This window comes from Duodenibacillus massiliensis (assembly GCF_928721995.1).
Taxonomy (GTDB): Bacteria; Pseudomonadota; Gammaproteobacteria; order Burkholderiales; family Burkholderiaceae_F; genus Duodenibacillus; species Duodenibacillus massiliensis.
In genome coordinates, this window is sequence record NZ_OV788642.1 from 441,208 (window position 1) to 460,372 (window position 19,165).

At 55.8% G+C, this 19,165-nt stretch carries 21 protein-coding genes and 1 tRNA gene; all 22 read right to left on the reverse strand.

Features of this window, described 5'->3' with window-relative positions; genetic code table 11:
- Positions 1 to 6 precede the first annotated feature (6 nt).
- The 22 genes from NXF97_RS01955 to NXF97_RS02060 all read right to left on the reverse strand — a co-directional run bounded on the left by NXF97_RS01955 (position 7) and on the right by NXF97_RS02060 (position 19,161).
- Positions 7 to 267: an acyl carrier protein gene (locus NXF97_RS01955; RefSeq protein WP_274956270.1), complete on the reverse strand. Its 261-nt coding sequence runs from the start codon at positions 265 to 267 to the stop codon at positions 7 to 9.
- A gap of 32 nt (positions 268 to 299) precedes the next feature.
- Positions 300 to 563 (reverse strand): phosphopantetheine-binding protein, encoded by a 264-nt coding sequence (locus NXF97_RS01960; protein ID WP_274956271.1) that lies wholly within the window; start codon positions 561 to 563, stop codon positions 300 to 302.
- The gene (locus NXF97_RS01965; protein WP_274956272.1) at positions 560 to 1,339 is read right to left on the reverse strand and encodes a lysophospholipid acyltransferase family protein; all 780 of its coding nucleotides are present in this window, start codon (positions 1,337 to 1,339) and stop codon (positions 560 to 562) included. Before NXF97_RS01965 ends, NXF97_RS01960 begins: the two co-directional genes overlap by 4 nt.
- Positions 1,336 to 2,097 carry a beta-ketoacyl synthase chain length factor gene (locus tag NXF97_RS01970; protein ID WP_274956273.1) on the reverse strand — a complete coding sequence of 254 codons (762 nt, stop codon included), beginning with the start codon at positions 2,095 to 2,097 and terminating at the stop codon, positions 1,336 to 1,338. The genes NXF97_RS01965 and NXF97_RS01970 overlap by 4 nt, the downstream gene beginning before the upstream one ends.
- Positions 2,094 to 3,170: a methyltransferase gene (locus tag NXF97_RS01975; RefSeq protein ID WP_274956274.1), complete on the reverse strand. Its 1,077-nt coding sequence runs from the start codon at positions 3,168 to 3,170 to the stop codon at positions 2,094 to 2,096. The genes NXF97_RS01970 and NXF97_RS01975 overlap by 4 nt, the downstream gene beginning before the upstream one ends.
- 3 nt (positions 3,171 to 3,173) lie before the next feature.
- Positions 3,174 to 4,421: a beta-ketoacyl-ACP synthase gene (locus tag NXF97_RS01980; RefSeq protein WP_274956275.1), complete on the reverse strand. Its 1,248-nt coding sequence runs from the start codon at positions 4,419 to 4,421 to the stop codon at positions 3,174 to 3,176.
- On the reverse strand, positions 4,418 to 5,146 hold the full coding sequence (fabG, locus tag NXF97_RS01985; protein WP_274956276.1) for a 3-oxoacyl-ACP reductase FabG: 729 nt from the start codon (positions 5,144 to 5,146) through the stop codon (positions 4,418 to 4,420). The genes NXF97_RS01980 and fabG overlap by 4 nt, the downstream gene beginning before the upstream one ends.
- A complete protein-coding gene (locus NXF97_RS01990) occupies positions 5,134 to 5,592 on the reverse strand; it encodes a hypothetical protein (protein WP_274956277.1) in 459 nt (152 codons plus the stop codon). Before NXF97_RS01990 ends, fabG begins: the two co-directional genes overlap by 13 nt.
- A gap of 4 nt (positions 5,593 to 5,596) precedes the next feature.
- Complete coding sequence (locus NXF97_RS01995; protein WP_274956278.1) at positions 5,597 to 6,781, reverse strand: beta-ketoacyl synthase N-terminal-like domain-containing protein; 1,185 nt, start codon at positions 6,779 to 6,781, stop codon at positions 5,597 to 5,599.
- Positions 6,782 to 7,441: 660 nt separating this feature from the next.
- A tRNA-Leu gene (locus tag NXF97_RS02000) sits at positions 7,442 to 7,525 on the reverse strand.
- A gap of 160 nt (positions 7,526 to 7,685) precedes the next feature.
- Positions 7,686 to 8,228 carry a hypothetical protein gene (locus NXF97_RS02005; RefSeq protein ID WP_274956279.1) on the reverse strand — a complete coding sequence of 181 codons (543 nt, stop codon included), beginning with the start codon at positions 8,226 to 8,228 and terminating at the stop codon, positions 7,686 to 7,688.
- On the reverse strand, positions 8,225 to 8,680 hold the full coding sequence (locus tag NXF97_RS02010; protein ID WP_274956280.1) for a PulJ/GspJ family protein: 456 nt from the start codon (positions 8,678 to 8,680) through the stop codon (positions 8,225 to 8,227). The genes NXF97_RS02005 and NXF97_RS02010 overlap by 4 nt, the downstream gene beginning before the upstream one ends.
- Positions 8,680 to 9,180, reverse strand: coding sequence for a pilus assembly FimT family protein (locus tag NXF97_RS02015; protein WP_274956281.1), 501 nt, complete (start codon positions 9,178 to 9,180; stop codon positions 8,680 to 8,682). The genes NXF97_RS02010 and NXF97_RS02015 overlap by 1 nt, the downstream gene beginning before the upstream one ends.
- A complete protein-coding gene (locus tag NXF97_RS02020; protein ID WP_274956282.1) occupies positions 9,170 to 9,640 on the reverse strand; it encodes a prepilin-type N-terminal cleavage/methylation domain-containing protein in 471 nt (156 codons plus the stop codon). Before NXF97_RS02020 ends, NXF97_RS02015 begins: the two co-directional genes overlap by 11 nt.
- A gap of 8 nt (positions 9,641 to 9,648) precedes the next feature.
- Positions 9,649 to 10,470 carry a prepilin peptidase gene (locus NXF97_RS02025; protein ID WP_274956283.1) on the reverse strand — a complete coding sequence of 274 codons (822 nt, stop codon included), beginning with the start codon at positions 10,468 to 10,470 and terminating at the stop codon, positions 9,649 to 9,651.
- A 10-nt stretch (positions 10,471 to 10,480) separates the two neighbouring features.
- Positions 10,481 to 11,539: a type IV pilus twitching motility protein PilT gene (locus tag NXF97_RS02030; protein WP_274956284.1), complete on the reverse strand. Its 1,059-nt coding sequence runs from the start codon at positions 11,537 to 11,539 to the stop codon at positions 10,481 to 10,483.
- Positions 11,540 to 11,715: 176 nt separating this feature from the next.
- Positions 11,716 to 12,135, reverse strand: coding sequence for a prepilin-type N-terminal cleavage/methylation domain-containing protein (locus NXF97_RS02035; protein ID WP_274956285.1), 420 nt, complete (start codon positions 12,133 to 12,135; stop codon positions 11,716 to 11,718).
- Between the two features lie 54 nt (positions 12,136 to 12,189).
- The gene (locus NXF97_RS02040) at positions 12,190 to 13,962 is read right to left on the reverse strand and encodes an IS1634 family transposase (RefSeq protein WP_274956145.1); all 1,773 of its coding nucleotides are present in this window, start codon (positions 13,960 to 13,962) and stop codon (positions 12,190 to 12,192) included.
- A 184-nt stretch (positions 13,963 to 14,146) separates the two neighbouring features.
- Positions 14,147 to 14,569, reverse strand: coding sequence for a prepilin-type N-terminal cleavage/methylation domain-containing protein (locus NXF97_RS02045; protein ID WP_274956286.1), 423 nt, complete (start codon positions 14,567 to 14,569; stop codon positions 14,147 to 14,149).
- Positions 14,570 to 14,610: 41 nt separating this feature from the next.
- Positions 14,611 to 15,828: a type II secretion system F family protein gene (locus NXF97_RS02050; RefSeq protein WP_274956287.1), complete on the reverse strand. Its 1,218-nt coding sequence runs from the start codon at positions 15,826 to 15,828 to the stop codon at positions 14,611 to 14,613.
- A gap of 13 nt (positions 15,829 to 15,841) precedes the next feature.
- The gene (locus NXF97_RS02055) at positions 15,842 to 17,560 is read right to left on the reverse strand and encodes a GspE/PulE family protein (protein ID WP_274956288.1); all 1,719 of its coding nucleotides are present in this window, start codon (positions 17,558 to 17,560) and stop codon (positions 15,842 to 15,844) included.
- Between the two features lie 26 nt (positions 17,561 to 17,586).
- Positions 17,587 to 19,161 carry a secretin N-terminal domain-containing protein gene (locus NXF97_RS02060; protein WP_274956289.1) on the reverse strand — a complete coding sequence of 525 codons (1,575 nt, stop codon included), beginning with the start codon at positions 19,159 to 19,161 and terminating at the stop codon, positions 17,587 to 17,589.
- Positions 19,162 to 19,165 lie beyond the last annotated feature (4 nt).

Below are 19,165 nucleotides of genomic sequence, written 5' to 3' on the forward strand. Positions count from 1 at the left end.
CCGGTTTTATGCCTGCGGGGCGTTGATGAGTTTCACGAGCGTCTCGGTGAGGTCCCCGATCGTTCTGACGGACTTAAAGTCCGCGGGGGAAATGCGGCGGTTTCCGATAAAGGGCTGGAGCTTCACCATCAGATCCACGGCATCAATCGAGTCGATGTCGAGATCGTCGTAGATTTTTGCATCCTTGGTGACCTCCTCGGGCTTCACTTCAAACGTTTCGACGAGAATTTTCTTGAGTTCGTCAAAGACCTGCTGTTCAGTAACCATGGTGTGTCCGTTTCTTGTGATGAGTCTTTCCGTCAGGCGCGGTTGGTGCGCACGAAGTCAGCCAGGGCGGCAAGGCTTGCGAAATACCTCTTGTTGTCCTTGTCGTCCGCGGTCAGCGTAATGCCGTACTTCTTTTTGAGCGCGAGCCCGAGTTCGAGGGCGTCAATGGAGTCAAGCCCCAGCCCCTCGTTAAAAAGCGGCGCATCCCGCTCAATATCTTCAGGGGCGACGTCCTCAAGGTTTAAGGTCGTGATGATGAGCTCCCGGAGTTCATTCTCAAGATTGTCGTTTGTCATTTTGCTGTTGTGAGTTGTGGAAACAAAGAAGAAAAAAGGGTCCGTGTGAGTGAGCGCACGGCTTTGGGGCGCCCCTCGTTCATTTCGGCTGCCAAAAAGGGCGCCGGGTCAATCGCCTCGAGCACCGTCACCGTAATATGCATCGGCCGCTCAGGGATTCGATACCAGGGAATGCCCTTCATGAGGGACGGCGGCTCACAGGTGATTCTGACAGGCGTCACAGGGCTTTTGGCTGCCAGGGCGGCCGCGGCCGCCCCGTGCTGCAGATGGGGTATTTTTCCCGGCACCGAACGTGTTCCTTCCGGAAAGATAATGAGGGTGTCCCCTAAAGCCAGCGTCTCGGCGCACGCGTCAACAAGAGCGGGGCCGTTGTCGTTTGTGATGTACCCCGCTGTTTTCAGGGGCCCCTTCATCGCGGCTTTCTGCGCAAGCGCCGCCTTCACAATGCAGTTGGCGTTCGGAATGAGACTCATCAGAATCACGACGTCAATTAACGTCGGATGTGACGGGCAGATCAAAAGACCCGGGGCGGCGAGTTTTTCGCGCCCGTTGATCGTGAGCTTTAAAACGCCCAGGCCCTGCATGAGAGCGGTGAAAAACGCAAAACTTTTCTGCACCACGCGCCGCGCCGTGAGCACTTTTTGCCGCGCATCGTGCCGGTAAATCAGCGCCAGAAGCGGACAGACAAACACGCGAAAACTCACGCCCATCACGAAAAAGACGCAGAAGCAAAAGCCCGTGGCAAGCGTTCTGTAAAGGTGCTCAAGGCGCTTCATTGATTCACCCGTTTTGTCCAGCGCCAGCCGCGCCCGCTGGCGTCGGTGTGTTCGCGCCCGCTTTTTTCGCCCAGCAAAAAGGCGATGTCTGCCGGACAAGCCCCCGTCACCGCCGTGTCGCGGCGGGCATCATCGGGTTTGCGCGCAAGTTGGGTGAGTTCCACCGTCAGTGTCCCTGCGGGGGCGGCGTCCGGGCGCACAAATCGCGCGGCCCAGGCATAGGGGACGGCAGGCGTTGCGATACGGCGGCACGGCGTATTCCAGTCGGCGGGCAAGGGCTCTTCGTAGCGCACCAAAATCACGCTGTCAGCGCTGTCAGCAAGCGCCAGAACGCATTCCGAGAGACCCGCTTCGGTCGTAAGGTCTCCGCCCGACACGGCGCTCGCCACATGATGGTTTTTAAGCCAGATGGCAGCCACGGCCGCCACGCCGTTATGAACGCTCGAGGAAAACCCCGCAGGGCTCACGCCCGTTGCGTCTGCGGTCATGTCGGCAAGCAACGCGTGCGTGCGGCCGTTGTCACCCCAGGAGGAGGCAAAGACAACCGCCTCCTCTTGGCGGGGTTTGACGTCCGCCAGGGCCGTGAGCGCAAGACGCCCCAGGGGCGTCATGCGGCGCTTCATCATTGCCGGCACCGGGCACGCAGGCACCGCTTCTTCGGCGGGCTTAACGCCCGTTGCCGCCCAGCTTTTCCACCCGTCAGGGGAGACAACGCCCGGCGTTACCGCGGCAAAGTCCGTGAGCGCAAGATGAATCATGCCGCGACCTTGAGAATGTAGAGCGTGTGGGCAACGCCCAGACCGTCCTGCACGCTTTCCACCGTGAGTCCTGCGCGCTTAAAGATTTTGAGAAGCTTAGCTTCGGAGAAAAAGCGGGAGTTGCCGTTCGCAAGCGCCGTGAAATAAAGCGACGAGGCGACCAGAGACAGTTTTGCCGCCTCAAAGGGCTGCCGGTCCCAGAGGCACTCCAAGACTGCAAGGCGTCCGTGCGTAGGGAGAAACCGCTTCATGCGCGTCAAAATACTCACGGCCTGATCTTCCGTGAAGCAGTCCAGAAACTGGCTCATCCAGATGATGTCGGGCGCGCCCGTGACCTCAGGCACCGCCTTTTCATCGAGCCAGTCAACCGAAGCCGTCGCCAGGCGCGAGCGCACAGCATCCAGGGCCGGGTTTTGGGCAATGAGTTCACACTGCGACGGAAGATCAATGATCGTACAGTGTAGTTTCGGCATTTCCGTGAGGCACAGGCCCGCAAACTTACCGGTGTTGCCGCCCACGTCAAAGACAACCGCAGGATTCATTTCCTTATGAATCCACGCGGCGCACGCCTCAAAGGCGCGGTCGGAATAGAAGTGATCAAACTCAAACCAGCTCGACTTTGCGGGTTCGGGCAATTGTGAAAGCGCCGGATAAATCGTGGACCAGTTTCCGAGCTCCTTTAAGCCTTCGGGGTGTCCGGACTTGAGTGACTCCCCTAAGTGCGCCAGGCCCTTGTAGCAGACGTCTGCCGTGAAGTCGAGATTGGCAACGGTCATCGGGTCGTACAAGAGGCAGTCGCCGGTTTTCGTGATGACGTAGCCTTCTGCCTTTGGCGTGAGAACTCCGACGGCCGTCAGAACGTCGCCGGTGACTTCCACGGCGTACTCGGAAAGGCCGCACTTTTGGGCAACCGCCTTAAAGGTCAAAGGGTCCGTACTTTCTGAAAATGCCTTCAAAATCCCCAGGCGCCTGGCGGCCACCACGGCCTGAAAGATAAAGGGCCCGAAAACAAGCTTTTGCGCTTCGCTTAATGCGGCGGCGATGCCGCCCTTTTCGTTTCTCACTCTGCGCATTCTCTACTCTCCCGTCCAGCGCTTGAAAATAAGGGACGTGTTGATCCCCCCGAAGGCAAAGTTGTTGCTCATCACATAATCCGTCGTGATCTTTCGCGGCTCACCGCGGATGTAATCGAGCGCAGCACAGTCTTCGGCCACGGAGTCCAGATTGATGTTGGGCGAAAACCACCCTTCGTTCATCATCTGAATCGTGTACCAGGCCTCCAGCGCCCCGCAGGCCCCGAGCGTGTGGCCCATGTAGCTTTTTAACGTCGAGACCGGCACCTTGTCCCCGAACACCTCAAAGGTCGCTTTACTTTCGGCGGCGTCTCCGCGGTCCGTGGCGGTGCCGTGGGCGTTCACGTACCCGATATCCTCAGGCGTCACGCCCGCGTCCTTCATCGCAAGACGCATGCACTCGGCCATCATTTCGCTCTGGGGGCTTGTGATGTGCGCGCCGTCAGAGTTGTTCGCAAAGCCCGCGACCTCAGCGTAAATCGTCGCGCCCCGGGCTTTGGCGTGTTCGAGCTCCTCAAGAATGAGTGTTCCGGCCCCTTCGCCGATCACAAGGCCGTCGCGCTTTGCGTCAAAGGGGCGCGGCGTGAGTTCGGGGCGGTCGTTAAAGTTTGTGCTCGTTGCAAAGAGGGTGTCGAAAATCGCGGCGTCGCTTGCGTCCAGTTCTTCGCTGCCGCCTGCGACCATACAGGTGGCGCGCCCGAAGCGGATCGCTTCGTAGGCAAAGCCCACGCCCTGAGAGCCCGAGGTGCACGCGGAACTCGTCGGAATAATGCGGCCGCGGATCTTAAAGAAGATCCCGATATTCACAGGTGCCGTATGCGACATCATTCGCACGTAGGTGTTGGCGTTCATCCCGAGCGTGGTGCGTTTGAGAATCAGGCTTGCGACGTCCCCGATTGCCGAGGGCGTCCCCGCGCTTGACCCATAGGCGATGCCGACTTCGCCGGACGACAAAAAGTCCTGTCGATCAATAAGTCCTGCGTCGGTTAACGCCACTTCCGCGCTTCTCACCGCCATGATCCCGACGCGCCCCATGGAGCGCGTGGCTTTGCGTCCGTATTTCACGGGATCAAGCGCAAAGGGAACCGCGGGACAGGCCGCCCGCGTCTTAAGCCCCGTGATGTCGGCCCAGTCGTCAATCACTTTGACGGCATTGGTCTGCGAGAGGATCTTTGCCTTCACGCTTTCCCAGTCGGTTCCCAGCGGCGAGATGCCGCCCGCGCCCGTAATCACCACTCGGCGCTCTTTCATGAAAGGCCTCCGGAAATTTCAATCACCTGGCGGGTTATGTAGCCCGCGTCTTCACTCATTAAAAAGGCGACGGCCCCGGCAACTTCTTCGGGCTTTCCGGCGCGGCGCATCGGAATGAACGGTTTGACGCGCTCCAGAATTTCTTCGGTCACCATCTCGGTTTCAATCAGGCCCGGCGCGACGGCGTTCACCGTAATCGCGCGGCTCGCGAGTTCGAGAGCCAACGCCTTCACGGCGCCGATGAGGCCGGCCTTCGCGGCCGAATAATTGACCTGCCCGCGGTTGCCGATGACGCCCGCCACCGAACTCATCACCACAATGCGTCCGGGCTTACGCCGATGCACCATGGGCATCACCAGAGGCTGCACGACGTTATAGAAACTTCCGAGATCGACCGCAATCACGCGGTCCCAGTCTTCCGCGGGCATCGCCGCAAACGTGCCGTCCGCGTTGATGCCGGCATTTAACACAAGCCCGTAGTAGGCGCCGTGTGCTTCAACGTCCTCCGATACGGCGGCTCTGGCGGCCTCCCGGTCGCTCACGTCAAAGGTGAGCGACCGCGACGCGGGGGAAAGCGCCTGCACTTCGGAAAGCGTCGCTTTTAAAGCGTCGCTCATCGTGCGGCCGTGCACCACGACCGTGTAGCCCTCGCGCGCGAGCCTTATGGCGGCCGCGCGCCCGATGCCGCGGCTTGAGCCCGTCACCAATACCGTCAATTCGTCCATGCTTTCAGATCCTCGGGTTCATAAACTGTGAGGCTGGCGGTGCCGATGACTTTCCCTCCGGTCATCGCCGTGCATTCAAACTGGCTCGGAAGGGTCTTGTCCGCAAAGTACACGCACTTGGCGCGGATTGTGACTTCGGTGCCCTTTGTGAGTTCGGCAACCGCTGCCTCAAACTTTCGGGTGCCCAGTAAAAATCCGATTTTTGGGCTCTCCCCGCTCTGCCGCTTGGTAAGCCCCGCATAAAGTCCCACGGCCTGCGCCATCAGTTCCAGAAGTATCCAGCTGCCGTACCTGCCCTCTTCTGTTTCAAAAAGCGCGCAGTTCCCGGACAAGACCGTGCGGCCTTCAACCGTCTCACCGTCAAACGCGGTGCAGTCATCAAGCAGCAGCATCGGGGGCTTGTGCGGGAGAAGTTCAGCCGCCTTCATGGGAAAAGTCAGTGTCATCGTTTTACTCACCCGTAAAAACCAGCGAAGCATTGGCGCCGCCGAAGGCAAAGGCGTTTCCGGCCACGGCTTTGATCTTTCGGCCGATCACCCGGGGTTCGGTCACAAGGTCGATGGCAGCCAGTGCCGGGTCCTTCACGGGACTTAAGGTGTTCACGGGGAGCCGGCCTTCCGGGTTCATCGTGAGAAGAATCCAGGCGAAGGCCGCCTGAAGCGCCCCGGCCCCTGCAAGCGTGTGGCCCGTAAGTCCCTTTAAGGACGCCACCGGCGTTTGGGCGCCGAACACGCGGTTCACGGCTTTGGCTTCCATCGCGTCATTTAAGGGTGTTGCGGTGCCGTGAGCACTCACAAAGTCAACGGCAGTGGGCGCAAGGCCCGCGGCCGCAAGGGCCATTTGCATGGCTTTGGACGCTTCTATTCCTTCCGGGTCGGGCGCCGAAGGGTGGTACGCGTCACAGGTGTGCGCAAAGCCTGCAAGCCGCACGGGGCTTTCTTCTTTAGTAAGAAGCATCAGTGCGCCGCCTTCGCCCAAGTTAATGCCGCTTCTGTCGGCCGCAAACGGACGGCACTGCACGAGACTTAAGGCCCCCAGCGCATAAAAGCCGCTCGTTGTAAAGCGCGAAAACCCGTCGATGCCGCCCGCGACCACGGCGTCTGCCGCACCGGCCTTAATAAGCGACGCTGCAGAGGCCAACGCCAAAGCCCCGGACGCGCAGGCGTTACTTACCGTATAAACGGGGCCTGCGGCGCCCACGCGCTCGGCTAAGTGCAGCGCAGGACCGGAGAGATTCAGGACGTCAGGCGTAAAGCCCCCGGGGGTTTGTCCGGTCTGCAAGAGAACCCGCACGCCCTCTTCGAGTTCGCGCATTCCCGAGGTTGTGGCGCCCACGACCACGGCAATCCGCTCGGGCGCGTAACGGGCAAGCGCGTCGGTGAGACCCGTCATGCCTTTAAGGCACAGGTCAATGAGGCGGTTGGTACGGGTGAGATCAAAAGCGAAATTGCCGGTCACAGGTCCCGCTTCCTTCACGAGCCCGTAGGCAAGCGCGATCTCCCCGAGCAGTCCCGGGTACACCATTAGTGCCTTGGGCTTATCCGAAAAAAGCGCCTCTTTGGTCGCTTCCAGCGTCACGCCTGCGGCACTGACGCAGTTCACGCAATGCAAATAAATGTGCGGCTGATCCTGCACCGTTTAACTCCGCCCTGCAAAATTCTGATGGTCTTAAATTATGCCCTCTGCATCATTTTGTTACAACGGCTGCGGAGCGGGAAAATCCTGCTCCGGTTAGCTCTTTTCTATGGTTGGGGCGTTCTCAGAGTAAGTCACCTTCGGCAAAGACCGCAGCCAAAACGGGATCGGCAACGGCGTAGACCGCTTTTTTGCCCTTCGCCTCGCGCTTTTCAATGAACTCAAGCATTACGAGCCGGGAGTGTGTAGGTAAGCGCCGCACCTGACCTGATACCCGTTGCCGCGAGGATCTGAGAAAAGTGCAGCGGCCCCGGCCGCAAGTGCCGTGAGGATCAGGTTGACGTTGTTTACCCTCTGAAACTCCCGGCAGAGGTAAATCTCAAGAAGCGTTCTGAGATGAGCAGTGTTTCCGCCTGCTAGCTCTCTGAAATTTTCCTCTGCCGTAACAGCAAGATCAACCGCCGCGGCATAGGCCGGGATGCCGCCGCAGAGGGCGTAAAGACGCCGCTGATCGGCCTCAGAAAACCCGGGGCAGAAGGCTTTGACTTCACAAAAGCCATAGGCTGCAGATGAATCAGAGCGAAGACGGTCGAAAAGAAAAACCGCCGAAAGCCGTTATTTCAGGCTTTAAGCGGTTTTCGCCCATCTGCAGAAGGCTGGTGGTCGCCGAGACGGGAATCGAACCCGTACGCCAAAGGCTGCGGATTTTAAGTCCGCTACGTCTACCAATTTCGTCACTCGGCGACTCTGTCCATAATTACGGCAGAGGTCCGCATTTTAGCGAAAAACTCTCTGCCGCGGGCAAGCCCTGTCGCTTGGGCAGCATAATCGGGGATCGTACTGCCTGCTTCTGAGTCCGTATTGCCGGAAGGGCCCTTGAGAATTCTTTCCAGGAGGGGCAGTTTTACAAACAGGCAGCCGGTCGGTGAATGTAGAGATTCACTGGGGCCTTCCGGGTCAGCTTCGTTTCGTCGGCAAGCACCAAATGCCAGGTTAAGTCGTTCTTGGTCTTAATGCGCCAGCCCATTCCGTCCGGTGTAATGACCACATCTTCCTCTGAAAGGTCTTTTTTATTCGTGTAAAAGACGCCCAAAGTAACAAACGACGAGGAACTGGAACCAATATTCTTCTTAACAGCAACTTTGCCGATGCTGTTGAGCGCGTCGGCAGCCCTTTTCTCCGGCGTATCGCTCGTCGCAGTTTTCGGAAAAGCTTCGGTGAATATCATTCCGTAAGCCTCGAATCCGGAAGAAAGCAGCAAATCCGCTTCGACGGCATACTCGGCATCCCGGCTTTCGATGAAGACCTGAGAATCCAGCATCGTCTTAAGAAAGACGGCCATACCGGAAAAGAAAAACAGCACGGTAAGCGCGAAGATCAGAATGCTTCCTCTTTCACGCCCGGGGCAACGATGTCTGACAGCATCCGTCATAACGGCGTTTTTCATTTGTCAGCCTCCCAAAGCGGATGGAATTCATAAACAATCTCGCCGCTGTTGGAACCCTGCAAGGCTACTGCAAGCTTGACAACCTTGCGTGAATCACTCCCTACAGATACGGGGACAGGGGTAATCGTCCACGTGGTAACGCCCTCCAGAAAAACAACCTTTTTCCCGGTAATGTTCCAGTAAACCGTGCCGTTCTCAAAGGGAAATTTATCTTTCACTACGTTGAGGTTTTCCAGCTTCGTCTTCTCCACCTCCCGCTTCACCACAGCTGCGGCAACGTGGACCTGGCTCGTGCCAACGCTTTGAATGCGAAGCCCCTGATAAATTCTGACGCCGTAAGCCATGGTTGCCGTAATGACTGCACCGATGAAGCCGGCAATCACAAGCGTTACCACGCACTCAAGAAGCGTAAAGCCTCTCTTAGGGTAAGCGGTATTTGAATATGCCTTCATCACTCGCCCTCCTGCGTTTCCTTAGAAGACGAGAGGACCGGAAGGCCAGAAGTTGCGTTGAGCGTAGGATATGAAAAGAGGCGGCGATAAGTATGGCCGTCGGCCTTGACGGTAACAAGCCTAAGAGAACTGTCGTTGCTGGTATAGAATTTGGCGGCGTAATTCTTTCGTTCGTCAGAATCCTTTCCGTCGTCATGCATTGACATCAACGTGACGTTTACAGTGACGCCAGACTTGCAGACGGAGGCCGCACCACTATCAAGTTCGTCAAGTTCGGCAACAGGACGTCCTCGAAAAACCGCTTCGATTCTCGCCATGCAGTTTTCAGCCGCAAGGCTGCGGTTGTCTAGAGCCGTGCGCATCTGAACGACCTTGACCGCAGTGCCTAGAACCATGGCGGCCGTACCCATGGCAAGACCCACAATGATGATCGTCATGACGACTTCAAGGAGCGCAAAGCCTGCCTTCGAGCGAAGACCGTTTCTTTGATCAGTTCTCATGGCCTTCCTCTTCCGGCAGCGTTCTTCCGATATAACCCGATTCATAGATCGTGAGCGAAAGCGTGTTCGAACTTTCCTTCTTGGATGCCAGATCAATCTTTACGCGCTGGCATGTCGAGCCAGAGCATGGACGGCCATATTCGTCAAACTTGATTTCACCCGAAGGTTGGAGAGACTTCACGTCAGCATCGGACCACGTGAAGGTGCGAGTTGTTGATCCGTGCTTGCAGGTCGCACCATTCTTGGAAATCGTGAGCGCGGTCTTGCCATCTTGATACATGAGCTGCTGATTGCGAGCGAAGACAACCGCTTCGCGAAGCCTGCTTTCACACTCCATGAATTCGCTCTCAAAGGTGAAGTTCAGCTTTGGAAAGTGAGCGGCAAAAATCGCGGAGAGCGTGCCCAAGAGCACCAGCACCAGCACGAGCTCAAGAAGCGTGAAGCCTGCATTCTTTCTCATCCCGCACCTCAAATCGAAAGGATGAATTGAATCCACAGACGCCAGAGATCATGCCCCCAGAGGAGCGTCACCCAGGCCGCGAGGCAGAGATAGGGACCGAATGGCATCTCCATGGAGCCGAGTCCTTCAGCAGACTTTCTCAAAAGCGCCGCAACGGCAAAGCCCAGCACGGCGGCAAGACCCGCCATGATGACGATGAGCGGCAGGAGCTCCGCCGTCACAAGAAAGCCGATCATCAGCATGAGCTTCACGTCGCCAAAGCCCAGGCCTTCAACGCCTCGACGACGAAGATAAAGCACGCCCACGAGCCAGAAGACGACGGCGCCCAGCACGCCGCCCAGCAATACATTCAGCCAGTCGTTGCCGAGCACGAAAATGGAAACGGGAAGCGCAATGACGGCGCCTCCCAGCGTGAAGCGGTCCGGAAGAATGGTTGACTGCGCATCAATGAGCGACATCACGATGAAGATCGCCGTCACCCCCCAGACCCAGAGGCATGCGGCCGTCGGACCGTAAACCCAGCCGACGGCGGCCATGGCCGCGCAGGTCATGAGTTCGGCGAGAGGATAGCGAATGCCGATCTTTGCCCCGCAGGAGAAGCACTTTCCACGCAAACAGACCCAGCTGACAACAGGAATAAGCTCCCAGATGCGAAGCTTGTTCCCGCATTCGGTGCAGTGCGACGGCGGCCAGACAATCGACTCATTGCTCAGATATCGATCCGAAACAACGTTGAGAAAGCTGCCAATAAAAAGCCCCAGAATAGCGCTGAAGATCGTCCAGTCGCTCCGCGGCACATAGTCGAGAATGGAGAGGAAGTCGCTCATCATGAATCAATGGTCAGATGCGCCTGACATCCTTGAGAAAGTCGGAATCGCGGGCATAGTGCGCAGCCGTCTCGCGGGAAATAATGCCTCGATCAAGCAGATCCTTGAGCGCATCGTTCATCGTGCACATGCCCTGGCCTCGACTCGTCTGGATGACGCTGTTGATCTGCGGGGTCTTGCCTTCGCGGATGAGATTGCGAATGGCGCCGTTCACCAGCATGATCTCCATGGCCTGAACGCGACCCTTGATGTCGCAGCGCTTCATAAGCGAAACGGAGAGGACGGCCTTGAGCGTATCGGCGAGCACCATGCGCATCTGCGCCTGCTCGGCCTCTGGGAAGATCGAAATGATGCGGTCAACGGACTGAGCCGCAGTACGGGTATGCAGCGTGGCAAAAACCAGATGACCGGTTTCGGCTGCTTGCAAGGCAAGACGGACCGTTTCGCGGTCGCGCATTTCGCCCACCACCACAATGTCCGCGTCCTCGCGAAGCGCAACACGAAGAGCGGCCTGGAAACTGGTTGTATGAAGGCCTACTTCGCGCTGGCAAACCATGCAGCCGAGGCTTTCATAACGAAATTCAATAGGGTCCTCAATCGTGAGGATGTGTTCGCGGCGATGCTCGTTCGCATAGTTGACGAGAGCAGCCGTAGCAGTGGACTTGCCGCTGCCGGTCGGGCCCACGAGGAGCACAAGACCGCTGTTGAGCATGGAAAGCTCAGTGAGCGAATTGGGAAGTCCGAGCTCTTCGAGCGTCGGAATGGTATTTGGAATTTCTCGGAAAGCGGCAGCCGCTCCGGCGAGCGTCTGGAATACGTTCACACGATAGCCCGCAAGTCCGGGAACTTCATAACGTAGATCGGCCTCACCCTTCTCTTCTAAGATCTTCTTATGACGTTCGTCGAGGATCTTGTCAAAGACAGCCTCCATGTCCGCAACCGTAAGCTCCGCATTGCCAACCGGTTCAAGCTCGCCGACGACGCGAGCCATGGGTGGTTCGCCTACGCTGAGATGGAGGTCAGAACCATTGCTTTGGTGAACAATGCGAAGAGCGGAATCTAGGTCGAACATGACAATATTTCGAATAATACCATTAATAGAATCTGATTGAACAGCGCTACCTCATTAAGTTAATAGCGACAAATAACAAACAACCTAATCAATATTAATAACTTATTAGCGGGATACAAAATTTTGCACCCCGCCAAACAAGTTAAGTCCAATATATATTAAGTATACCGATTGCTTTACTTAACACAAACAGGAAGAGCAATTTCAGCCTTATAAGTAGTTCCACTCTTCGTCAACGAGAGAGGAACCGTTGCTTTGGTTACCTTACCAGCATCAACAGTTGGCTTGCTCGTCGTTTCAAGACCAGAAGAGGTAAAGCCATGGATATCCGTATCCGCCTTATCCGTAAACAGACCGTTTGCCGTTTCAATACCCTTTTTCAAAGCATCGGAACAGCTACCATTCTGAAGCAACTCGCTCGCGAAGCCAGCGTTCAAACGCGCCTGATATTCAGCAGCAACAGCCTTGGCAGTCTGAGCTTCGGCTTGAGTCTTCAGATCGTAGTACTTAGGAAGCGCCACTGCCGCCAAAATACCAAGCAAAACAAGGACCATGACGATTTCAATCAATGTGAAACCACGCTTGTTGTTTTTCATTCTAAATTGGTACGGGCACGTACGTAGGGGCGTCAGCCCCCTACGTCAGTTGAATCAAGGTACCCATTCAGGGATCGTTTCGTAGAGATCAGGAAATCCGAGCCGACTTGCAATTTCATGCTGCTTGCCGGTAACTTCCAGCCAGCGCTTCTCGCCGGAACCGGTGTAAAGCATGCGGATAGAGCTGAGTCTGTTCTTCAATTCATTCACAGTCATTTCCTTGGACAGCGGCTGGATGTCTTTCACAGGTCCCTTTTTCTGCTCAAGTTTTGTCGGCTGACGCATTAATCTGCGCAGTTCACACAGAATCGACATGGCCACAAATCCAACCAGGAAACGGCCTTCCAGCGTATTGTCCTTGTGGGCTCTCGCAACATCGATCTCAATATCCGTCTTGCCGCCCTTAAAGGTCTTCTCAATCACGTCACGTGTCTGGTAGATGTCCAGGGCTTCAGCCGCCGTGCACTTCATTGTGGAGACATTGCAAAAGAAACCGAAATACCGCGTAGCGTCATCAATTGCGGCGCTGTCGGTCTCCAGCCGACACTTTCCGGGCTCTCTCTTTGGCGCTTTGAAATACTTCAGCAGAGGGCTGTGCAGCAGCGGGCAGACGGTATCTTTTTTATGTTCCTCTTGCCGCCAGTTGGCCCAATCACTTTCGAAAGCCTCCAGCACGCGGTAAAAGGCAGCGTTTTCAGTATGTGACTTGGCATCGCTACGATAAACATGGACCCACACTTTGTGCTTTTGTCCGTCAGGAAAAGTCTGCTCGTTCTCGACAGTTGCTCCCCAGCAATCCTGGCCGGGAATACGTGATGAGTGTTGCCACATCCGCGGCATGACTTCTTCGATCGACTCGTTGATCCACTTGACATCGGTCTTTGCAGCCACGATGACATTGCTCTTGGCAGCGATAAAGCGGCCGAGGTTTTCAAGGGAGAAGTATCCTCTGTCAAGCACAGCAGCAAACACGCGCTTTTTGTCAGTGATTTCATCGAAGCGAAACAACATGTCCTGCACTGTTGTAACGTCGGTAATCTGACCTGGTAAGAGACGAAACAGGACCGGCATTCCAGATTTGTGGCCGACCAAAAGAATCATGCCTACCTGCTTTTGGTACCCGCCTTCCTTACCAAGACCGAACTGAGCATACGAGATATTTGCTGCCTCTGTTGCAATTTCAGTCGCATCAAAGGCAAGCACTTCATCTTCCGGCAGCCGTGCAATGCGCGCATTGAAGAAGGTCTTTCTCCACTCCGGCTGCGTGGCCAGAGCTTCAAAAAAGTCACTCATCTCCCTGGAGCACGGAATGTTAGTGCTCGGCAGGAGTTTGCCGGGTGCCCATGTCTTATACAGGTAAGCCGCATTAGCAGAGGTGTTGAGCCAATGATAGGCAACCGACAGAGTCATATCGGCCAACGCTTTTCCAAAGGTCTCCCGCAGATCATGTATCAGACCGATTTTGGCCGCGATCGCGTGATAAACAGGAAGTTCTGCGGCCAACGACGAGGACAAGCTGTCGCACGTCTTTTCATCGGCCTTTGTCTTGGTCTTCTTGGTGTCTTTTGTTACCAGGCGCGGGACTCCGTTTCTCTTGAAGTACTTTCGGTAATCGGCCGTTGCATAGTAGACATCATCGACGATGTACCCAAGGTAAACACGCTTTTCCTTGCCGCGGTCAGCTTGAGGATCCCAATAGTAATTCCGTTCTACGACGCGCAACACATCATTGACCCTGTCGTAGATGATCTTTGCCTTCTTATTGTCATGCGGGAAATTCTTAACTGCCGCCGGATTCGGGATGACTTTTTTCGCTGCAGGCATCATGGTCTCATACGTATTTATTGTTGGCATCTAATTATACAAAATAAATACGCATGAGTCAAATAAAAATGCATTGTTTTTCAATGCATTTTTAACAAAATTTGTCTGTTATCCGTACGCGTCTGTACCAATTTAGATTTCATAACAATAACTCCTATAGAAACAACACAGGGAAGAAATTAAATTTTTAAGGGACTGTCGTAACGGGCTTGCCACATACCACAAAATGTGCCGGAATCTCAAAAACTTCACCCGTCTCCTGATCCCAAACTGGAATCTTAGTGGAATTTTGATCCATCTGTTGTGTATATACTGCCATGCCATTAATAAGATAATTCGTATATTCAACAAGGACGGATTGTTTATTTTTCTGAGAAAACTCTGAGCTTTTAGCATCATCACACTTTTCACCAGCAATAATCCGTTTAGCAATCTTATTGTTTACATCAGCCACAAATTGATTAGCGACAGCAACCGCAATAGACTTTTTCGATTCCGCCTTAAGACTATAATATTTCGGCAAGGCAACAGCTGCCAAAATACCCAACAAAACTAGAACAAGGACAATCTCAATTAGAGTAAAGCCCTTTTGATGACTTGATGAAAACATTTATAAACTCCATTAAACAAAGATAGCAAGCAACTGGAAAATTATTGAACCAACTTTACCAAATCCCACATTGGCAGGAAGATCGCCAATGCAAAGAAAAGCACTACAACACCAAGAGCCATGATCAGTATGGGACCAATCCACTCGGTAAGCTCCTCTACCGCCAACTCAACTTCATTGTCATAGTGCCTTGCAAGGTCGTTGAGCATCTCATCCAACTTGCCGGAATGCTCACCCACCAAAATAAGATTCACCGCCAGCGGTGTAAACCCTTTCACAGATTCAACAGCAGCCGCAATCCCGCTGCCCGCCTGAATTTTTGTCTTGATTCCCTCGAACTTCGTCTGAAAGAACGCATTGTCAACCGTATCCCGGATGATGTCCAGGCTGTTCAAAACCGAAAGACCGCTTCGCTGCAGAATGCTGAAAATTGCAGCAAAACGCGCAATGGCCGCCTTCTGAACAACCTTGCCGATCAGGGGAATCTTGAGCGCCATACTGTCACGCCAAAAAACGCCCTTTTCAGTCTTCATATATGCCTTCCAAGCATAAATGAATCCAAAAAACAAAGCTAGGATAATAAACCAATAATCTTGGAAGAACTGATTGAGCCACAAAGCAAACTGTGTAGGCAACGGCAATTCGACCTTGGCTGACCGAAATATCGAGGCAAACTGCGGCACCACGAAATTGAGAAGTACAAGGAAAGCAATCACCATCGCAAATACCACCATCTTCGGATAGCGTAGAGCGGACGTTATTTGCTGCTTCGTCTTCGCGTCATGTTCGAGCAGATACACCAGACGTTCAAGCACTTCCGGAAGCGCACCCGAGCTTTCGCCCGCCGCGATCATGGCACAGTAAAGCGATGAGAACACCTTTCGGTTGGCCGAAAACGCCTGATGCAGGCTCTCGCCCTCCAACACGCGACGCTGCATGTCGCCCACGACCCACTTGAACTGCTTGTTCTCCGCCTGGTCATGAAGGATGCGCAAAGCCTCGGGCAGCGAAATGCCGGCCATATAGAGCGTACGAAACTGCTGCGTAAAAAGAATCAGCTCCATCGTGCTCAACGGCTTATTGAAAAGGCGGCGCCAATCCCAGCTCGTCTTCGCCTTGGCTTCACCCTGAAGCTTCGAGACAACGAGCCCCTGCTCGAACAGTTTGCGACGAGCATCCTTTTCGGAATCCGCCGTCAACGTTCCGTTGAGACGGCGTCCAGCGGCATCGACGGCTTCGTAACGGTAGTCAAGAGGCATTTCTCAGTCCCCGTTACGCCATCGTGACGCGCAGCGCCTCTTCGCAGGTCGTAAGCCCCGCGCGAATCTTGTCCGCAGCGTCCCGACGCATCGTGTGAAGGCCGTTTTCAAGCGCATGACGGTAAACCGTCTGCATCGACTCGCCCTTCAGCACCATTTGATTGATTTCCTCCGACATGGGCATCACTTCGAAGATGGCCATGCGTCCCGAGTAACCTGTGCCGCCGCACTGCGGACAGCCGGCGCCGTGATAGAACGGACCATCCTCGGGCTTGAGGCCAAGATCGCGAAGCATGCCTTCGGCGGGCACATATTCCTGGCGGCAATTCGGGCAGATCGTGCGAACAAGACGCTGGGCAAACGTGCACAACAGCACCGACGTCACCAAGTAGGAAGGCACGCCCATGTCGACGAGACGATAGACGGCGGAAAGCGCATCGTTCGTATGAAGGGTCGACAGCACAAGGTGGCCCGTCATGGCGGCCTGAACGGCAATTTCGGCGGTTTCCTTGTCGCGGATTTCACCCACCATGATGATGTCCGGGTCCTGACGCAAAATGCTGCGAAGGCCCGACGAGAATGTCATGCCGGCTCTGACGTTCAACTGAACCTGGCGTACGCCGGGAAGACGGTATTCGACCGGGTCTTCAAGCGTGATGATGTTGACGTCCTCGCGATTGAGCATCTTCAGAATGGCGTAGAGGCTCGAGCTCTTGCCGGACCCCGTCGGACCGGTCGAAAGGATCATGCCGTAGGGCTTGCGGATGCAGCGGGTGATGGTCGCATAATCGGCCTGGTTCATGCCGAGCTTCGGAAGGTCGTAGATGATCCCCGAGCGGCTGTCCAAAAGACGAAGCACGATGTTTTCGCCGTACGTCGTCGGAAGGGTCGACACGCGAATGTTCACCTCGCGGCCCTCGGCCTTGACGGTAAAGCGACCATCCTGCGGAAGACGCGTTTCCGAAATGTCCATGTTGGACATGATCTTGATGCGGGACGCCACGGCGGAACCCATGGAGACCGGAATCGTGGAGGCTCGGCGAAGAAGCCCCTCGACACGATAGCGGACCTTGATCTCCGTCTTTTCCGGATTGATGTGAATGTCGCTCGCACCGGCCTTGAGGGCTTCGGCGATGATCATGTTGACGAGCTTAATGACGAAGGCTTCGCTCACGTCACCTTCGAGCTCCTGATCCTTTACGGCGCTCTGCACCGCAGTCTGCACGGGCGAAGTCTCAGCGGCGCCGGCGGCATTGTCAAGCATTTCGCCCACGGCGGAGTATTCGCCGTAGACAGCCGTAAAGAGACGCACGAAGTCCTTCTTGAGACAGAGCACGGGCTCCATCTGGCAATGCGCAATTTCCTCGATTTTGTCCAAAGTCTGGAAGTCGTGCGCATCGAGAAGACCCACGCAGAGCACGCCGCTTCGCATGCACAGAGGCACCACACGGTGACGGCGCGCGAACTCGGCCGGAATCACCGAGCGCAGCTTCTCGTCGATCGGAAACGCCTCGCGATTGTAGACGGGCACCTGAAGCTGACCGGCAACAGCCTGCAGCACCTGAGCTTCCGTCACAATGCCGGCGGAAACGAGATACTCGCCCAAACGCTGATCCTCTTCACGGGCGCGCTTAAGCGCATCCTCAAGCGCGTCGGCAGTCAGAAGGCCTGCAGCCACCAGCTGCTCGCCCAGACGCATCTTCACTCGACCGCTTTTATTGAATTCAGCCATGATCAGACTCCTTCACGACTCTCGGCTCAACGGCTGCCGGGCGTAAGCACGGCCGGAGACTGAGGCAGCGGAGCGGAACGGCGGCCGGATTCGGCGCGCGTCGGCAGAATGGTCGGGGTGATGAAGATCAGCACCTCTTCCATCGAGACATTGCGGTTCGTACTGCCGAAGGCATACTTGCCGCCCGGCAGATCGCGCATGCCGGGAACGCCGGCTTCCTGATTCGTGCCCTTTTCCTTCGTAAGACCGGAGATGACGATCGTCTCGCCGCTTCTCACGAGCACAGTGGTTTCCGTCTGCTTCTTGACGATGTAGGGATTGCCCTGCACGCTGCGGCTGGCATCCACTTCGTCCTTCTTGATCAGAACCTTGAGCTTGAGGTTCGCCGGGTCGATGACGTTCGGCGTCATTTCAAGTCGCAGAACCGCGTCCTCGAACTTGACGCTCGTATCGCCGTCGTCGTCCTTGCTTACATACGGCACCTTCTCACCGTTTTCGGTGTAGGCCATCTTGTTGTCAAGCGTCGTAATGGACGGAGACGACAGAATGTTGAGCACGCCTTCGCTTTCCATCAAGTTGAGTTGAGCTTCGAGAACGGAAGTTTTGCCAAAGGCCAGGCCAAGGGTGCCTGCACCGGAGGAATTGACAATGCTGCCGTAGCCAAGCCCAAGCGGGAAGCCGCTGATGGTATTGGTACTTCCATCCCCGCCCTTCTTAAGAGGCGTACTGCCGGAACCGCCGATCAGCTTCTGATGCTCGAAGCGTCCGCCCCACTGCATGCCGAGCTCGCGAGCCTTTTCCTTCGTAGTTTCGACAATGTAGGCCTTCAGCTGAACCTGCGGACGCGGACGGTCAAGGCTGTCGATCAAAGCAAGGATGCGGGCCTGTTCGGTCGGCGTTCCCTGAATGACGAGCGCATTGTTGTGCTGGTCGATTTCAATGACGGCATCCTTGTTGCGCGAAACAAAGCGCGTCAGGCTGTTCTTGAGCGAAGCAGCATCGGAATAGCGGACGTTCACGACCTGCACCATCATGTCGCCCGAATGAGCGGCCGTCTGGTACTGCTCGGAAAGCTGGTTGTTGAGCGTGAGAAGGCTCACTTCCTTCTGCTTGTCGGCGGCCGTCATCACCTGCAGGATCTTGCCCTGCCAGCGATAGTCGAGACCGTTGGAGCGAAGGATGGACTGGAAGACGTCGCTCCAGCGGGCGTTCTTCACGTTGAGGCTGATCTTGTCCGAAACGCCGCTGCTCATCATGAGGCTCACGTTGGCTGCGGAGGCCATGGCGCGCAGAACCGACTCGACGGCTGCATTCTGGAGCTTGAGCGTGATGGGCTGATCAGGCAGCGCGCGCGGCGTGCCGTGCAGATTTACAGACTGTTGCTTCATCAGAACGCGGGGTTCGGGCGCCAGATCCTCGAGCGCGGGCGAGAAGCCCTGTCGGTCGACGGACTGGTTCTGCCAGTGCTGCATGAACGCATCGTCCTTGCCGATGCCGTCCTTGTCGCGGGTTGCGCATCCGGAAAGCACGAGCACCGCAACGAACGCGGCTGCAAGAGGACGCATGAGGCAGGTGTTGAGGTTGATGTGGAGTGCTTTCATTCGA

Excerpts from the sequence above, each read along its gene's own strand:
- NXF97_RS01955 (WP_274956270.1), bottom strand. The coding sequence starts at position 267 with ATGGTTACTGAACAGCAGGTCTTTGACGAACTCAAGAAAATTCTCGTC.
- NXF97_RS01960 (WP_274956271.1), bottom strand. The coding sequence starts at position 563 with ATGACAAACGACAATCTTGAGAATGAACTCCGGGAGCTCATCATCACG.
- NXF97_RS01965 (WP_274956272.1), bottom strand. The coding sequence starts at position 1,339 with ATGAAGCGCCTTGAGCACCTTTACAGAACGCTTGCCACGGGCTTTTGC.
- NXF97_RS01970 (WP_274956273.1), bottom strand. The coding sequence starts at position 2,097 with ATGATTCATCTTGCGCTCACGGACTTTGCCGCGGTAACGCCGGGCGTT.
- NXF97_RS01975 (WP_274956274.1), bottom strand. The coding sequence starts at position 3,170 with ATGCGCAGAGTGAGAAACGAAAAGGGCGGCATCGCCGCCGCATTAAGC.
- NXF97_RS01980 (WP_274956275.1), bottom strand. The coding sequence starts at position 4,421 with ATGAAAGAGCGCCGAGTGGTGATTACGGGCGCGGGCGGCATCTCGCCG.
- fabG (WP_274956276.1), bottom strand. The coding sequence starts at position 5,146 with ATGGACGAATTGACGGTATTGGTGACGGGCTCAAGCCGCGGCATCGGG.
- NXF97_RS01990 (WP_274956277.1), bottom strand. The coding sequence starts at position 5,592 with ATGACACTGACTTTTCCCATGAAGGCGGCTGAACTTCTCCCGCACAAG.
- NXF97_RS02005 (WP_274956279.1), bottom strand. The coding sequence starts at position 8,228 with ATGAAAAACGCCGTTATGACGGATGCTGTCAGACATCGTTGCCCCGGG.
- NXF97_RS02010 (WP_274956280.1), bottom strand. The coding sequence starts at position 8,680 with ATGAAGGCATATTCAAATACCGCTTACCCTAAGAGAGGCTTTACGCTT.
- NXF97_RS02015 (WP_274956281.1), bottom strand. The coding sequence starts at position 9,180 with ATGAGAACTGATCAAAGAAACGGTCTTCGCTCGAAGGCAGGCTTTGCG.
- NXF97_RS02020 (WP_274956282.1), bottom strand. The coding sequence starts at position 9,640 with ATGAGAAAGAATGCAGGCTTCACGCTTCTTGAGCTCGTGCTGGTGCTG.
- NXF97_RS02025 (WP_274956283.1), bottom strand. The coding sequence starts at position 10,470 with ATGATGAGCGACTTCCTCTCCATTCTCGACTATGTGCCGCGGAGCGAC.
- NXF97_RS02030 (WP_274956284.1), bottom strand. The coding sequence starts at position 11,539 with ATGTTCGACCTAGATTCCGCTCTTCGCATTGTTCACCAAAGCAATGGT.
- NXF97_RS02035 (WP_274956285.1), bottom strand. The coding sequence starts at position 12,135 with ATGAAAAACAACAAGCGTGGTTTCACATTGATTGAAATCGTCATGGTC.
- NXF97_RS02040 (WP_274956145.1), bottom strand. The coding sequence starts at position 13,962 with ATGATGCCTGCAGCGAAAAAAGTCATCCCGAATCCGGCGGCAGTTAAG.
- NXF97_RS02045 (WP_274956286.1), bottom strand. The coding sequence starts at position 14,569 with ATGTTTTCATCAAGTCATCAAAAGGGCTTTACTCTAATTGAGATTGTC.
- NXF97_RS02050 (WP_274956287.1), bottom strand. The coding sequence starts at position 15,828 with ATGCCTCTTGACTACCGTTACGAAGCCGTCGATGCCGCTGGACGCCGT.
- NXF97_RS02055 (WP_274956288.1), bottom strand. The coding sequence starts at position 17,560 with ATGGCTGAATTCAATAAAAGCGGTCGAGTGAAGATGCGTCTGGGCGAG.
- NXF97_RS02060 (WP_274956289.1), bottom strand. The coding sequence starts at position 19,161 with ATGAAAGCACTCCACATCAACCTCAACACCTGCCTCATGCGTCCTCTT.